The 13,670-nt window shown below is 74.7% G+C and carries 14 protein-coding genes; 8 read left to right on the top strand and 6 right to left on the bottom strand.

Annotated features, from left to right (window positions below):
* Nucleotides 1–234 precede the first annotated feature (234 nt).
* Complete coding sequence (locus tag VE546_RS01525) at nt 235–603, bottom strand: helix-turn-helix domain-containing protein (protein ID WP_324916977.1); 369 nt, start codon at nt 601–603, stop codon at nt 235–237.
* A gap of 91 nt (nt 604–694) precedes the next feature.
* Between VE546_RS01525 and VE546_RS01520 the strand changes: the two genes are divergently transcribed.
* Nucleotides 695–2,260, top strand: a complete 1,566-nt coding sequence (locus tag VE546_RS01520; RefSeq protein WP_324916974.1) for an MFS transporter — start codon at nt 695–697, stop codon at nt 2,258–2,260.
* A gap of 61 nt (nt 2,261–2,321) precedes the next feature.
* Here the strand turns inward: VE546_RS01520 and VE546_RS01515 are convergent, their stop codons facing one another.
* Complete coding sequence (locus tag VE546_RS01515; protein ID WP_324916971.1) at nt 2,322–2,708, bottom strand: RidA family protein; 387 nt, start codon at nt 2,706–2,708, stop codon at nt 2,322–2,324.
* Nucleotides 2,709–2,767: 59 nt separating this feature from the next.
* Here VE546_RS01515 and VE546_RS01510 point away from each other — a divergent pair, with 59 nt between their 5' ends.
* Nucleotides 2,768–3,244, top strand: coding sequence for a LysR family transcriptional regulator (locus tag VE546_RS01510; protein ID WP_324916969.1), 477 nt, complete (start codon nt 2,768–2,770; stop codon nt 3,242–3,244).
* 388 nt (nt 3,245–3,632) lie between these two features.
* Here VE546_RS01510 and VE546_RS01505 read toward each other — a convergent pair whose 3' ends face one another.
* The gene (locus VE546_RS01505) at nt 3,633–4,904 is read right to left on the bottom strand and encodes a sugar ABC transporter substrate-binding protein (protein ID WP_324916967.1); all 1,272 of its coding nucleotides are present in this window, start codon (nt 4,902–4,904) and stop codon (nt 3,633–3,635) included.
* A 281-nt stretch (nt 4,905–5,185) separates the two neighbouring features.
* Between VE546_RS01505 and VE546_RS01500 the strand changes: the two genes are divergently transcribed.
* The 6 genes from VE546_RS01500 (at nt 5,186) to VE546_RS01475 (ending at nt 11,491) form a co-directional block, all read left to right on the top strand.
* Nucleotides 5,186–6,781 (top strand): ABC transporter substrate-binding protein, encoded by a 1,596-nt coding sequence (locus VE546_RS01500; RefSeq protein ID WP_324916964.1) that lies wholly within the window; start codon nt 5,186–5,188, stop codon nt 6,779–6,781.
* Between the two features lie 107 nt (nt 6,782–6,888).
* Nucleotides 6,889–7,857 (top strand): ABC transporter permease, encoded by a 969-nt coding sequence (locus tag VE546_RS01495; RefSeq protein ID WP_324916993.1) that lies wholly within the window; start codon nt 6,889–6,891, stop codon nt 7,855–7,857.
* Nucleotides 7,858–7,976: 119 nt separating this feature from the next.
* Complete coding sequence (locus tag VE546_RS01490; protein WP_324916990.1) at nt 7,977–8,777, top strand: ABC transporter permease; 801 nt, start codon at nt 7,977–7,979, stop codon at nt 8,775–8,777.
* Nucleotides 8,778–8,836: 59 nt separating this feature from the next.
* Entirely contained in the window at nt 8,837–9,760 is a 924-nt protein-coding gene (locus VE546_RS01485) for an ABC transporter ATP-binding protein (RefSeq protein ID WP_324916987.1), read from the top strand.
* Nucleotides 9,753–10,478, top strand: coding sequence for an ABC transporter ATP-binding protein (locus VE546_RS01480; RefSeq protein ID WP_324916961.1), 726 nt, complete (start codon nt 9,753–9,755; stop codon nt 10,476–10,478). Before VE546_RS01485 ends, VE546_RS01480 begins: the two co-directional genes overlap by 8 nt.
* A gap of 122 nt (nt 10,479–10,600) precedes the next feature.
* Entirely contained in the window at nt 10,601–11,491 is an 891-nt protein-coding gene (locus tag VE546_RS01475) for an MBL fold metallo-hydrolase (RefSeq protein WP_324916957.1), read from the top strand.
* Nucleotides 11,492–11,612: 121 nt separating this feature from the next.
* Here VE546_RS01475 and VE546_RS01470 read toward each other — a convergent pair whose 3' ends face one another.
* From VE546_RS01470 to VE546_RS01460, 3 genes are all read right to left on the bottom strand, one after another.
* The gene (locus VE546_RS01470) at nt 11,613–12,083 is read right to left on the bottom strand and encodes a GNAT family N-acetyltransferase (RefSeq protein WP_324916954.1); all 471 of its coding nucleotides are present in this window, start codon (nt 12,081–12,083) and stop codon (nt 11,613–11,615) included.
* A 54-nt stretch (nt 12,084–12,137) separates the two neighbouring features.
* The gene (locus tag VE546_RS01465; protein WP_324916951.1) at nt 12,138–12,800 is read right to left on the bottom strand and encodes a GOLPH3/VPS74 family protein; all 663 of its coding nucleotides are present in this window, start codon (nt 12,798–12,800) and stop codon (nt 12,138–12,140) included.
* Between the two features lie 108 nt (nt 12,801–12,908).
* Nucleotides 12,909–13,616, bottom strand: a complete 708-nt coding sequence (locus VE546_RS01460) for a TetR/AcrR family transcriptional regulator (RefSeq protein WP_324916948.1) — start codon at nt 13,614–13,616, stop codon at nt 12,909–12,911.
* Nucleotides 13,617–13,670 lie beyond the last annotated feature (54 nt).

Below are 13,670 nucleotides of genomic sequence, written 5' to 3'. Positions count from 1 at the left end.
GAGGACAAGGACATCCGGGTGTGGCACTTCGGCGACCACGGCGGCGGACGCGCCTCACAGCCGTACGAGCAGTTGCTGTGGCTGCGCGAGCGCGGCCTGGCGCCGGAGGCCGCCGCGTGAGCGTGCCGGAGACCGCGCCGGGCGAGAGGCCCGGCAACGGCCCGCCGGTGCTGGACCGGCCGTCCGGCACCGCGCACGGCTCGACCCGCGACCGGTGCCGCGACCGAGCGGGGGTCAGCCGGTCTCCTCCCGCCCGGCCTCCGCCAACTGCTCCCGCCGCGTCCGGCGGTACCACCGTCCCCACCGGTCCAGCTCGTCCGCGATCGTCTCCAGGCTGCGCCCCGCCTCGGTCAGCGAGTACTCGACCCTCGGCGGCACCTCCCGGTACACCGTCCGCACCACCAGTCCGTCGGCCTCCAGCTCCCGGAGCTGACGGGTCAGCATGCGCTGGGTGATCCGGGGCAGCGCGCGCCGCAGCTCACCGAACCGGTGCGTACCCGTGAGCAGTTGCTTCAGGATCGCCAGTTTCCAGCGGCCCCCGAGCACCTCCATCGCGAACTCGATCGCGCAGTACTCCGGTGCCCCGTCGATGTCCGTCCGCACCCGGCTCCACCTCCATCGGTATACGGAATGACACTACGGGACAGAAAAGACCGTACTTGCACGGCGGGTCGGTGGCCCGGACAGTACGGGCATGACGAAAGGCAGAGCGTCCGCACCGGCGCCCCCGCCCGCGGAGCGGGAACGGCCTGACACCCCGCGGCGGCGGTGGCTGGTGCTGGCCGTGGTCTCCGGCGGCCTGCTGCTGTGCGGCATCGATCTCACCGTGCTCCACGTGGCGGTGCCCGGCATGTCCCGGGACCTGCGCCCCAGCGGCGCGGAACTGCTGTGGATCGTCGACGTCTACTCGCTGACCCTCGCCGCGCTCCTGGTCACCTGCGGCACGCTCGGCGACCGCATCGGCCGCAGGCGCATGGTCCTCGGCGGCCTCCTCCTGTTCGGTCTGGCCTCGGCCACCGCGGCCTGTTCGGACTCCGTCCCGCAGCTGATCGCCGCGCGCGCCGCCCTCGGTGTCGGCGCGGCCATGATCATGGCGTCGACGGCGGCCATCATCAGGGTGGTCTTCACCGACGACCGCGAACGGGCCGTCGCCCTCGGCGTGTGGACCTCCGCGCACAGTGTGGGCGCCACCGTCGGCCCGCTGGTCGGCGGCCTGGTCGCCGGGCGGTGGGGATGGGGCGCCGTCTTCCTGGTGAACGTGCCGGTCGTCGTTGCCGTCCTGGCCGTCGGCGCACGCGTCGTCCCCGAGTCGAGGAACCCGGTGCCCCGCCGCTGGGACCTGGCCGGCGTGGTGCTGTCCGCCACCGGGCTCGCGAGCGCGGTCTACGCGCTCAAGCGGGTCGGCGAGCGCGCCGGGGCCGACGGCGCCGCCCTCGTCACCGCCACCGCCGGCGCCCTGCTGCTGTACGCCTTCGTGCGCCGCCAGCGGCGCCTGGCCGAGCCGCTGCTGGACCTCTCCCTGTTCGGCGACCGGCGCTTCGCCACCGCCACCGTGTGCGTCATCGGCTGCTTCGGCAGCTATGTCGCCCTGCTGTTCTTCCTCACCCAGTGGTGGCAGCAGGCCGGGGAGTACTCGCCGCTGCGCGCCGGGCTCGCCCTCGTTCCGCTCGCGGGCGCCAACGCCGTCGGTGCCGTCACGGCCCCCCGGGTAGCGAGCCGGTGGGGGAACCGGTGGGCGCTCACCGGATCGCTCGCCGTCTTCGCCGCCGCCCTGGCCCTGATCGCGGCGGTCGGCGACCCGTCCCGCTACGGGATCCTCCTGGTGCCTCTGCTGGCCGCCGGATGCGGCGCGGGCGTGGTCATGACCCTGGGCGCGGACTCCATCATGGGCGCCGCGCGGCCGGAGCGTTCCGGCGAGGCGGCCGCCGTCCAGGAGACCTCCTTCGAACTGGGGGCCGGGCTGGGCGTCGCCGTCCTGGGAACCGTGCTGACCGCCGTCTACCGGACCACCCTGCCTCCGGTCCCGGGACTCGGCCCGGACGGCCGGGCGACGGCCGGGGAGTCCTTCGCGGCGGCCGCGGACCTCGCCGGCCGCCTCCCCGAACAGACCGCCCACGCGCTGCTGCGCGCGGCGCGGCATGCCTACGACCGCGGGTTCACCGTCGTCTCGGCCGTCGCCGCGGTGGGGCTGGTCCTCACCGCGGCCACGGCGGCCGTCCTGCTCCGCCCGCGCCGGACGCCCACCGGCGACGGCCGCTGACCCGACGGCCACCGGACCGGCGGCACGCGTCTTCCCACGAAGTCCCCGCGCCCCGGCCCGGTCACGCGGGACGCCGCGCGTAGACCTCGATCTCGATCTTCATACGGGGGTCGGCGAGGCCGCACACGAGCATCGTGGCGGCCGGCCGGACCGGGCCGAAGCAGCGGCGCAGGACCGGCCAGCAGGGCTCGAAGTCGGCCCGGTCGGGCAGCAGGTACCGCACCCGCACGACGTCGGCGAAGGTGCAGCCCGCCTCGGCCAGCGCGGCCCCGACGTTGCGCAGGCACTGCTCGGCCTGCTCCACCACGTCCTCGGAGATCGTCATGGTGGTGTAGTCGAAACCGGTCGTCCCGGACACGTGCACCCAGTCGCCGTCCACCACGGCGCGGGCGTAGCCGATCTGCTCCTCGAACGTCGAGCCGCTGAGGATCGCGCGTCGCTCCGTCATGCGGCGAACGCTAGGTGGCCGGCCGGGATACGTCCAATACAAGCCGGAGACATGGCCTGATGCCCCTGGGGACATGGACCGTCCCGGACTCCCCCTGCCGCGACTGCACGCCTTCGCCGTGCTCGCCGAGGAACTCCACTTCGGCCGCGCGCCCGGGCATCGCGCAGCCGCCGCTGAGCCGGCAGGTCCGCCGCCTGGAGGGCAAGGTCGGCCATGCGCTGTTCGGCCGCGGGCCGGGACGCGTCGCCCTCACCCCGGACGGAAGGGAACGGCTGCCCGCCGCCCGGCGGGCCCTCCCCGGCCGCGCGGACGGCCGGGCCGGCCGCCGGCGGCCCGGCTCCGCCGCCTCGCTCGCCCTGACCGTCCTGCCCGGTCTGCTGCGCACCTTCCGGGAGCGCTTCCCGGAGGTGCGCCCGGACATCCACGAGATGACCACCGCGCCGCAGATCACCGCCCTGCACGAGGGGGCCGTCGACATCGGCCCGCTGCGCGAGCCCCCGCCGACAAGGCGGCGCTGGGCTTCACGACCGTGCTGACCGAGCCCTTCGTGGCCGTCCTGCCTCCGCGCACCCCCTGGCGGCCCGGCGGACCGTGCCGCTCGCGCGGCCGGCGGACTCGCCCTTGGTGCTCCTGCCCCCGGGCGGCCGGCCCGGGGCTGTACGACCGGATCACCGGTCCGTGCGCCCCGGCGGGCCTCACGCCCCGGGTGCCCGGCACGCGGTGGAGCGGCAGACCGTCTGCGCCCCGGTGGAGGCCGGCCCGGACGCCTCCCCGGCCCCGGCACCGCCCGCACGCCGGTCGCCGTCGCCCGGCGCAGGAGCGACCGGAGCCCGGTGGCCGCGGACTTCCCGGCGGCCGTCGGCCAGGCCCCGCCGGACCAGGCCCGGCAGGGCTTCGCCGGGTGTCCGGCCGGAGGGGCGCGCCCTAGCCGGAGCCGTCGCCCCGGCCGCTCAGGATCGCGGTGATCCTCTCGGACGCCTCGCGCGCGGCGGTGCGCGGATCGGCCCCCCGGAGCACGGCGGTCTGGTACTCCTTGATCGGGTTGTCCGCCTCCAGGCGGCCCCACAGGGGCGAGTTGGGGGTGGCGTGACCGTTGCGGGCGCCCTCGGCCATCGCCGCGGCGCCGGGGTCGTCCTCCAGGGCGTCGGCCAGCTCGGTGCTGTTGGGCACGACGCTCATCGTCCGCGCCAGCTTCCGCTGCCACGTCTCGCCGGTGAGCAGCCTGACGAAGGCGTACGCGGCGTCGTGCTCGTCCGCCCGCTCGGGGATGATCAGCACCGAACCGCCGGTGAAGACCGCGCCCGGCCGGTCCGCGCTCTTGCCGGGGACCGGGAAGAAGCCGAGCTTGCCGGTCAGCGCCGGATTGGCCTCGGTGATCAGCTCCGCGGCCCCGGGCACGTCGATGATCTGGGCTATCCCGCCCCGGGCGAAGACCTTCCGCTGGTCGGGGTCGGACTCGTCGGAGTCGACGGGGCCCCGGCCGTAGGACTGGAGCTCCCGGTAGAACTCCATGCCGCGCAGCGCCTCGGGGGTGTGGAGCGCGCCCGTCCACCGGCCGCTGCGTTCGACGGCGAGGTCGCCGCCCTCGTCCCAGACGAAGCCCGCCAGGACGTACCAGTTCCGGCCGGGGAGGTAGATGCCCTGCCGGCCGGGCCGGTCGAGCCGGGCGGTGGCCTCGATCCACTCCTCGCGGGTGGTGGGCGGCTCGGTGATCCCGGCCTCCCGGAAGAGGTCCTTGCGGTAGATGACGACGCGGTTGGCGGCGTAGAAGGGGATGCCGTACTGGTAGCCGTCGATCTTCCCCGGCTCCTCCAGGCCGGGGATCCAGTGGTCGCCGCCGAGGTCGCCGACCTTGATGGTGAGGTTCTCCACCCCGCCCGCCTGCACGTACTGGGCGACCTGGGTGTTGCCCACCTCGATCACGTCCGGGGCGTCGCCGGAGGCGAGGGCCGCGGTGATCTTCTTGTCGATGCCCGGCCACTCCTGGACGGTGACCTCCACCTCCATCCCGGGGTTCCTCGCCTCGAAGTCCCGTACGGCGGCGTCGGTGAGCTCCTCGGAGAGGCTGCCCCGCATCAGCCAGACCTCCAGGCTCCGCGTCTCCTCGCCGGGGTCCGCGAGGGTGCCGCACCCGCCCAGCAGCAGTACGGCGGACAGGGCCGAGAGCAACGGTCTGACACGGTGACGGACAGGCATGGTGTGTCCCCTGGGAGATGACCGGTGCGCGGAGCGCGGGGTGTGCACAGACTTGGCATAGACCAATGGGGCGGTCAAGCGGTAGACGCGAAGAAGCGGCGGAAAGACCGCCGGGTGCGGCACTTGTGATGCCGGTGTGATCGAAGAGTGATCAAAGCGTGGCGCGCCGGGGGTCCGGCGGAGCGCGGGAGGGGGTGCCCCCTGGCACGGCCGGTGCGGTCCCTGGTATTTAATTGCAAGCTGTTTGCAATAACTTTTACTCGGTTACAGGGGTGTGGAACATGACAGTCCGGGTGGTACGTGCCGTGGCCGCCGCCGTCACGGCCGGCGCGGTGCTGGCGGGCACGGCGGCCTGCTCCGCGCCCTCCGACGGCGGCGGTGCCGCCGGTGCGAAGGACTCCCTGGTGGTGGGCATCGCCCAGGAGCCCGAGACCCTCAACCCCCTGCTCGGCTACGGCAAGGACGGCAACTCCAAGATCTTCGACGGGCTGCTGCGGCACAACGCCGACATGGAGCTCGAACCCGCCCTCGCCGAGAAGCTCCCCCAGGTCGGCGACGGCGGCAGGACGTACACCTACACCCTGCGCGACGGGGTGACCTTCAGCGACGGCACCCCCTTCGACGCCGAGGACGTGGTCTTCACCTACGAGACCATCCTCGACGAGAAGACCAACAACCCCTCCAAGGGCGAGCTGGACGCCCTCGACAGCGTCACCGCCCGGGGCGAGGACACCGTCGTCTTCAAGCTGAAGTACCCCTACGCCGCCTTCGCCGAGCGCACCGTGCTGCCCATCGTCTCCAAGGAGGCCCTGGCGGGACAGGACGTCAACACCGCCCGGTACAACACCGAGCCGATCGGCACCGGCCCGTACGTCCTGGCCGGCTGGAGCAAGGGCGAGAAGCTCACCTTCGAGGCCAACCCCGACTACTGGGGAGGCGCGCCGGAGGTCGAGAAGCTGACCATGGCGGTCATCAAGGACGACGACGTCCGCGCCACCCGGCTGCGCTCCGGCGACCTCGACGCCGCCATCCTGCCGCCCGCCCTGGCCGACACCTTCGCCAAGGACGGCGACAAGCGCGTGATCCGCGCGAGGACCGCCGACTTCCGGGCCGTCACCCTGCCCACCGCGAACGAGGTCACCGGCGACCGGGCCGTCCGCCGCGCCCTGGACCTCGCCGTGGACCGCGACGCCATCGTCGACAGCGTCCTGAACGGCGCGGGCCGGGCCGCGTACGGGCCCGTCCCCACCGACAGCCCCTGGTTCGCCAAGGGCACCGAGCGCCGCCACGACCCCGCGCGGGCCAGGGAGATCCTGGACGAGGCCGGCTGGCAGCCCGGCGAGGACGGCATCCGCCGCAAGGACGGCCGCCGCGCCGCCTTCACCCTCTGGTACCCCTCCGGTGACCGGCTCCGCCAGGAGCACGCCCTCGCCTACGCCGCCGACGCCAAGAAGATCGGCATCGACATCACCGTCGAGTCCGGCACCTGGGAGGTCATCGAGCCGCGCATGAAGGAGGACGCCGTCCTCTCCGGCGGCGGCAGCCCGGCCGACCCCGACTTCGACCTCTACCCGCTGCTGCACTCCTCCCTCGCCCTGGACGGCTTCAACAACATGGCCGCCTACGACAACCCGGCCGTCGACCGCGCCCTGGAGAAGGGCCGCCGTGCGGGTGACCGCGACGCCCGCACCGAGGCGTACGACACCGTCCAGCGCGAACTGGCCGAGAACCCCGGCTACACCTTCCTCACCCACATCGACCACGTCTACGTGATGGGCGACGACTGGGAGGGCGTCACCACCCAGGTGGAACCCCACGACCACGGCTTCGGCACCGGCCCCTGGTGGAACGTCGAGGACTGGCGGCCCAAGCGGTGACGGTCCCGGCCACGACGGAACCGGAAGCGACGCGGGAGGCGGGGACGGCGGGGAAGACGCCGCCCCGCCCCGCGCCCGCCGGGCGCCGGGGACTGCCCTGGGCGGCGATGGCCCGGCTGGCCGGACGGCGTGCCCTGGCCGCCGTCCCCGTGCTGGCCGCCGTCACCCTGGGCGCCTTCGCCCTGGCCGCGGCCTCCCCCTTCGACCCGGTGCGCCGGTACGCGGGGAGCGCCGGGCTGCGCGCCTCGCAGGACACCCTCGACCAACTGCGGGAGAACCTCGCCCTGGACGGCCCGTTCACCGAGCAGTGGTGGCGCTGGCTCACCTCTGCCCTGGGCGGGGACCTGGGCTGGTCGGTGTCCCTGCGCCAGCCGGTCGCCCAGGTCGTCGGCGAACGCATGGGCTGGTCCGTGCTGCTGTGCGCGGTCGCGTTCGTCCTCGCGGTGACGCTCGGGACGCTGCTCGGCGTCGCCGCCGCGCGCCGCCAGGGCGGATGGCTCGACCGCTGCGTCACCGGCGCGGCGTACGTCCTCCAGGCGGCCCCGCCGTTCTGGCTCGGCCTGCTCGCCGTCTGGTTCTTCGCCCTCCACCTCGGGGTGCTGCCCGCCGGAGGGCTCACCGACTTCGGCGAGGAGACGGTCACCGCCGGCTCGCTGGCCCGCCACATGGTGCTGCCCGTGGGCGTGCTCGCCCTCTCCCAACTGCCGTGGTTCGCCCTCTACACCCGGCAGGGCGTCGCCGACGCCCTGCGCGAGGACCCGGTGCGCGGCGCCCGCGCCCGGGGCCTGCGCGAGCGGACCGTCCTGTTCGGGCACGCCCTGCGCTCCGGGCTGCTGCCGGTGCTCACCCTCGTCGGCACCCGCGTCCCCGAACTGATCACCGGGGCCCTGCTGGTGGAGACCGTCTTCAGTTGGCCCGGCATCGCCTCGGCCACCGTGAAGGCCGCCACCGACACCGACTTCCCGCTGCTGGCCGCGGTGACCGTGCTCGCCACCCTCGCCGTCCTCGCCGGGAACCTGCTGGCCGACCTGCTGTACGCGCTGGCCGACCCCCGGGTCGACCTGGAGGAGATGTGACCGCCACCGACTCCACCGCCACCGGCCCCACCACGACCGGCCAGGCCGCGACCGGTCCCACCGACGCCTGGCGCGCCGCCGGCGCCGACGGGCGTCCGGCCCGTGTACCGCGCGGACTCCTGTCGGCCGTGCTCGTGGCCGCCACCGTCCTCGCCGTCCTGGTCGTACCGCCCCTGTTCCCCCTGGACCAGCAGGCCGTCGACCTCGCCGCCAAGCTCCAACCCCCTTCCCTCCAGCATCCGTTCGGCACCGACGAGATGGGCCGCGACCTGCTGCTGCGCTGCGTGTACGGGCTGCGCGTCTCGCTGCTCGTCGGGGTGGTCGCCGCCCTGGTCGCCACGGTCGTCGGCATCGCCGTCGGTGCCGCGGCGGGAGCGCTGGGCGGCACGGTCGACCGGCTGGTGATGCGGGCCGTGGACGTCTTCGCGTCCGTGCCCCACCTGCTGATGGGCATCTTCATCGTGGCGATGTTCCGGCCCGGCGTCTGGCCCGTCGTCGCCTCCGTCGGCCTCACCCACTGGGTCTCCACCGCCCGCATCGTCCGCGCCGAGGTGCACTCGCTGCGCGGCCGCCCCTACCTGGACGCGGCGGTCTCCGGCGGCGCCTCGCGGTGGCGGGTGACCGTACGGCACCTGCTGCCCGGCGTCCTGCCGCAGGCCGGACTGGCGGCCGTGCTGATGGTGCCGCACGCCATCTGGCACGAGTCGGCGCTGTCCTTCCTGGGCCTGGGCATCCCCGCCCACCAGGCCAGCCTCGGCACCATGGTCGAGGCCGCGCGCGGCACGCTGCTCGCGGGCGCCTGGTGGCCGACCCTCTGGCCCGGCCTGTTCATCATCGTCCCCACCCTCGCCATCGCCGGGCTCGCGGGCGCCTGGCGCGAGCGGATCAACCCGCGCCGCCGATCGGAGCTGATGCTGTGACAGCCGAGACGTCCCCACCGGGCAAGCTGTCCGTACGGAACCTGTCCGTGCGCTTCCGGATGCGCGGCGGGCGCACCGTCGCCGCCGTGACGGACGTGTCCTTCGACCTGGCCCCGGGGGAGTGCCTGGCCCTGGTGGGGGAGAGCGGCTGCGGCAAGTCCGTGCTGACCTCCGCGCTGCTGGGACTGCTGCCCGGCAACGCGCAGATCCGCGGCTCCGCCCTCCTGGACGGCCTCGACCTGATCGCGGCCGACGAGACCACCCTGGCCCGCACCGTCCGCGGCCGGCGCATCGCCCTCATCCCGCAGAGCCCCGCCGCGCACCTCACGCCGGTGCGCACCGTCCGCTCCCAACTGGAGGAGACGGTACGGGAGTTGACCGGGGCGCGCGGGGAGGAGGCGCGCGCCGGCGCCGAGCGGGCCGCCGAACGCGCCGCGTTCCCCGCCGACCACCTCGACCACCACCCCCACGAACTCTCCGGCGGCCTCGCCCAGCGTGCCGCGACCGCCCTCGCCCTGGTCGGCGGCGCCCCCCTGCTGATCGCCGACGAACCGACCACCGGTCTGGACCGGGACCTGGTGGACCGCACCGTCGACGAGCTGCGCCGCCATGTGGACGGCGGCCACGGGCTGCTGGTCATCACCCACGACCTGGCCGCCGCCGAACGCGTAGCCGACCGGGTCGCGGTGATGTACGCCGGGCGCATCGTGGAACTCGCCGACGCCGACGGCTTCTTCAAAAGCCCCGGCCCCCGGCACCCCTACGCGCGCGGCCTGCTGGACGCCCTGCCCGAGCGGGCCTTCACCCCCATCCCCGGCATGCCCCCGGAACTGGACGCCCTGCCCGTCGGCTGTGCCTTCGCCCCGCGCTGCCACCGCGCCGACGACGCCTGCGCCGGCGTGCCCGCCCTCACCGGCGCCCCCGGCCGGGCGGTCGCCTGCCACCACGCGTACGCCCCCGCCCCGGAGACGGCCGATGCCTGAGACGACTCCCGTCCCGACCCGCGAGACGTCCGGGACGGCCCCCGCAGCGGCCCTCGAACTCCTCGGCATCACCGCCGGATACGACCGCCGCGCGCCCGTGCTGAGCGGAATCTCCCTGACCGTCGCCGCCGGCGAGGCCGTCGGCCTGCTCGGCCCCAGCGGCTGCGGCAAGTCCACCCTCGCCCGCGTCGCCGCCCTGCTGCACCGGCCGTACGCGGGCACCGTCCGGCTGGGCGGCCGGGAAGTGCGCGGCTTCCGGCACCGCGCCCCGCGTGCACTGCGCACCTCCGTCGGCGTGGTCTTCCAGCAGCCCCGGCTCGCCGCCGATCCCCGCCTCACCCTCGCCGACACCATCGCCGAACCCCTGCGCGCCACCGGACGCCGCGACGAGATCCCCGACCGGCTGCCCGGGCTGGCCGCCTCCGTCGGCCTCGGCGGCGACCTGCTCAGCCGCCGCCCGCACGAGGTCAGCGACGGCCAGCTCCAGCGCGCCTGCCTGGCCCGCGCGCTGATCCTCCGTCCGAGGCTGCTGATCTGCGACGAGATGACCGCGATGCTGGACGCCTCCACCACCGCCGCCCTCGTCGCCGCCGTGGAGGACTACCGCCGCGGGAGCGGCGCCGCGCTCCTCGCGGTCGGCCACGACCGGGTGCTGCTGGAGCGCTGGTGCGACCGGGTGGTGGACCTTCCGGCCGCCCGGCCGCCCGGCGGGCGGTGAAGCCGGTTCCACGCCCCCTTGCCTCCCGGCCCGACGGCCGCGAAGGTGACGGCGGGCGGCCCGCGGTCCACGCGTCCGGCGGGCCGCCCCACGGACACGCGTGCCGCGAAAGGGGAGGGGACATGACGGAAACCGTCTCGCACCGGGAGGAACGGCTGCGGCGGCCCTCGGGCATCCGGTCGCTGCGGCTGGGCGAACTGAAGGTGAGCTACGTGCCGGACGGCGCGGCAGGACTCGTGCCGCGGCTGTGGCTCCCGGCCACCACCGACGAGGTGTGGGCCGCACACCCCGAGTACCTGGACGACTCCGGCCACCTGGTGGCGAGCATCGGCGCCCTGCTGGTGGAGCACGGCGACCGGGCGCTGCTGATCGACACCGGGTTCGGCCCGCAGTCGTTCCCGGCGCAGCCGGGCGGCCCGATCGGCGACATCCGCGGCGGCGCGCTCCTGGACAACCTGGCCGTGCTCGGCCGCCGGCCGGAGGACATCGAGGCGGTGGCCCTCACCCACCTGCACATCGACCACATCGGATGGGCCTGGCACCCCGTTCCCGGCACCGGCCGGCTCGCCTTCGCCCACGCCGACCACCTGATCGCCGCCCCCGAGTGGGAGCAGCGCCACCTCGCCGAGGCGTCCGGCATCACGGGCGAGATGCTCGCGGCGATGGAACCCCGCGTCCGCACCGTGACGGACGGCCAGGAGGTCTTCCCCGGCGTACGGGCGGTGTTCGCCCTCGGCCACACGGTCGGGCACGCGATGTACGTCATCGCCTGGGGAGGGCGGCGGCTGATCGCCTTCGGCGACGCGATGCACTCGCCGATCCAGGCCGACCATCCGGAGTGGTCGGCCCTCCCCGACCACGACCCGGAGCTGTCCGCCGGCTTCCGCCGCCGTCTCCTGGCCGAACTGGAGGAACCCGGCACGATCGGCTTCGGCGGCCACTTCGCCGACGTGGTCTTCGGCCGTGTCCGCCGGGCGGGCCGCGGTCCCGCCTGGCATCCCCACCCGGAGTGAGGCGGGACGCGGGGAGCCATCGGTCACCTGCCCCGCGCGTCACCCCCCGTGTCCAGCCCCCGTGCCGCGGCCGGCGACCGGAACTGCGGGGAGGAGGGCGGCCCGCCCGGCGGACCGGGACTCAGGACAGCGCGAGCTCACCCACCCGCTGACCCCCGCTCATCTCCCCCGTCGGACGGAAGCCGAGCTTCAGGTAGAAGCCCTCCGGCCCGGTCCCGCCGGGATGCCAGGTGACCGTCATGCGGGTGCCGCCGCGTCGGCGGATCTCGGCGGCCACGGACTCGACCGCGAAGCGGCCGTGTCCACGGCCCTGTTCCCCGGCCGCGATGTTGAGGCGCCACAGGCCCGATCGCAGGTCGGTGCCCGTTCCGTCGCCGGTGAAGTCGATGTCGAAGAACGCCATGAGGAAGCCGACGGGCCGGTCGCCGTCGAGGATGAGGCGGGGCCAGGCCGTGTCGGGGTGCACATACGCCTCGGCGAGCGACTTCACGACCGGTGCGACCAGGTGCTCCTGTTCCGGACGCACCTTCAGGCCGATGGCGGTGTCGAAGGTGGCGGGGGTGATCTTCTCCAGGCGGAGTGCGGCGGTCATGTGGGAAGCCTCGGGAGCGCGGGCCGCCGGGTCAAGCGGGTTTCGGAGCGGCGGTCAGGACACCGCGGTGACCACGGTGACCGCCGTGACCGCCGCGATCGCCGCCCGCATGGCGCGGATCGCCTCGCGGACGCTGTCGCCCGCCCACTGTCCCTCGGCGATCTCCGCCATGCGCGGTGCCACCTTCTTGCGGGGCAGCTCGGGGAACGCCGGCCGGTGCAGGCCCGTGGCGTGCAGCAGGGCGATCAGTCCGGAGGTGCGGTCGTCCGGCTCGGCGCCGTCCAGGACCACGGCGGTCAGCCGGTCGCGCAATTCCCGTTCCACCGAGCCGTCCGCCTCCGGGTAGCGCCGCACCGGGAAGAGGCCGAGCGCGCGGTGCCGCTCCTCGGTGACCAGACCGCGTTCGCACAGGCTGTCCACCGTCGCCCGCACGGCCTTCGCCTGGTCCTTCGCCACCCAGTCGGCCGCCTTCCTCCTGCCCTTGCCCTTCGTCCACTCGGCGAGCTGCGCCAGGCGTCCGTCGAGCAGGGCGACGCCGGTCGGCGAGGGGTCGGTCACCCCCACCCGGCCGTCGGTCACCGCCACGCGGCCCGCCAGGGCCAGCTCCAGGAGGATGCCGCCGGCGACGGCCCAGCCCGCGGACGACCGGTCCCTGGCCGTGCCGGACTCGTCGTCCAGCGACAGCAGCATGACCTCCTCAGCCAGTGTGACGCGCATGCACCGCTCCTCGTCCCGTCGTCTCGTCCATCGTTCTGCTGATCTTCTGCCTGCCCGTAGGGGACGTTCGAATGCCCCGGCGGTTTCCCGCGGCGCCCGGCCGGTCCCTCAGGGCGCCGTCCCCCGCCCGGCGAGCTGCGCCTCGATGCCGTCGAGGACGGTCTCCAGGCCGAGGGCGAACTGGCCGTCGAAATCGTCGTCGTCGAGCCGGGCGTGCCGGGTCAGCGTGGGGTAGCGCCCGGCGTGCTGGGCGATGAATTCCTGTGCCTGGCGGCGCAGTTCGGCCTCCTCGCCGGAGTCGCGCATCCGGTGGCGCCAGAGGTTCTCCATCGCGGCGTACCCCTGGACGTAGTAGGTCAGGGCGCCGACGGCGGCGGTGAGCCGTGGTCCCTCCAGCCCGGCGCGGGCGAGTGTGGCGTAGAAGAACTCGGAGCGGGCCAGGGAGTGCGGGCCGAGCAGCGGGCGGGTCGCCATCAGGGCCGGGAGCCACGGGTGACGCCTCATCACCCGGCGGCTCCGGACGAGCTGCCGGGTGAGGGCCTCGCGCCAGGGCAGGTCGTCGGTGCCGGGCAGCTCGATCCCGGCGACGACCTCGTCCACCGCGAGGTCGAGGACGTCCTCCTTGCCGCCGACGTACTCGTACAGCGACATGACGCCGGCGTCCAGCCGGGCGGCGAGGCGCCGCATGGACAGGCCCGCCACCCCCTCGGCGTCCAGCAGCGCGACGGCGGCCCGGACGATCCTCTCCCTCGACAGCCGGGGCCTGCGGGGAGGCTCCTCGGCGAACCAGACGGCGGGAGGCCGCGAGCGGGACATCCTGCACTCCTTCCGTACGGCGTACGGAAAACCGTACAGCTAGCTTCGTGCCGT

The organism is Streptomyces sp. (genome assembly GCF_035644915.1).
In the GTDB taxonomy this organism is placed as follows: Bacteria; Actinomycetota; Actinomycetes; order Streptomycetales; family Streptomycetaceae; genus Streptomyces.
The sequence above is the reverse complement of the archived record's forward strand: the minus strand, read 5'-3'. Positions and strand labels throughout refer to the sequence as shown.

Excerpts from the sequence above, each read along its gene's own strand:
- VE546_RS01520 (WP_324916974.1), top strand. The coding sequence starts at position 695 with ATGACGAAAGGCAGAGCGTCCGCACCGGCGCCCCCGCCCGCGGAGCGG.
- VE546_RS01515 (WP_324916971.1), bottom strand. The coding sequence starts at position 2,708 with ATGACGGAGCGACGCGCGATCCTCAGCGGCTCGACGTTCGAGGAGCAG.
- VE546_RS01510 (WP_324916969.1), top strand. The coding sequence starts at position 2,768 with ATGCCCCTGGGGACATGGACCGTCCCGGACTCCCCCTGCCGCGACTGC.
- VE546_RS01505 (WP_324916967.1), bottom strand. The coding sequence starts at position 4,904 with ATGCCTGTCCGTCACCGTGTCAGACCGTTGCTCTCGGCCCTGTCCGCC.
- VE546_RS01500 (WP_324916964.1), top strand. The coding sequence starts at position 5,186 with ATGACAGTCCGGGTGGTACGTGCCGTGGCCGCCGCCGTCACGGCCGGC.
- VE546_RS01495 (WP_324916993.1), top strand. The coding sequence starts at position 6,889 with ATGGCCCGGCTGGCCGGACGGCGTGCCCTGGCCGCCGTCCCCGTGCTG.
- VE546_RS01485 (WP_324916987.1), top strand. The coding sequence starts at position 8,837 with ATGCGCGGCGGGCGCACCGTCGCCGCCGTGACGGACGTGTCCTTCGAC.
- VE546_RS01480 (WP_324916961.1), top strand. The coding sequence starts at position 9,753 with ATGCCTGAGACGACTCCCGTCCCGACCCGCGAGACGTCCGGGACGGCC.
- VE546_RS01475 (WP_324916957.1), top strand. The coding sequence starts at position 10,601 with ATGACGGAAACCGTCTCGCACCGGGAGGAACGGCTGCGGCGGCCCTCG.
- VE546_RS01470 (WP_324916954.1), bottom strand. The coding sequence starts at position 12,083 with ATGACCGCCGCACTCCGCCTGGAGAAGATCACCCCCGCCACCTTCGAC.
- VE546_RS01465 (WP_324916951.1), bottom strand. The coding sequence starts at position 12,800 with ATGCGCGTCACACTGGCTGAGGAGGTCATGCTGCTGTCGCTGGACGAC.
- VE546_RS01460 (WP_324916948.1), bottom strand. The coding sequence starts at position 13,616 with ATGTCCCGCTCGCGGCCTCCCGCCGTCTGGTTCGCCGAGGAGCCTCCC.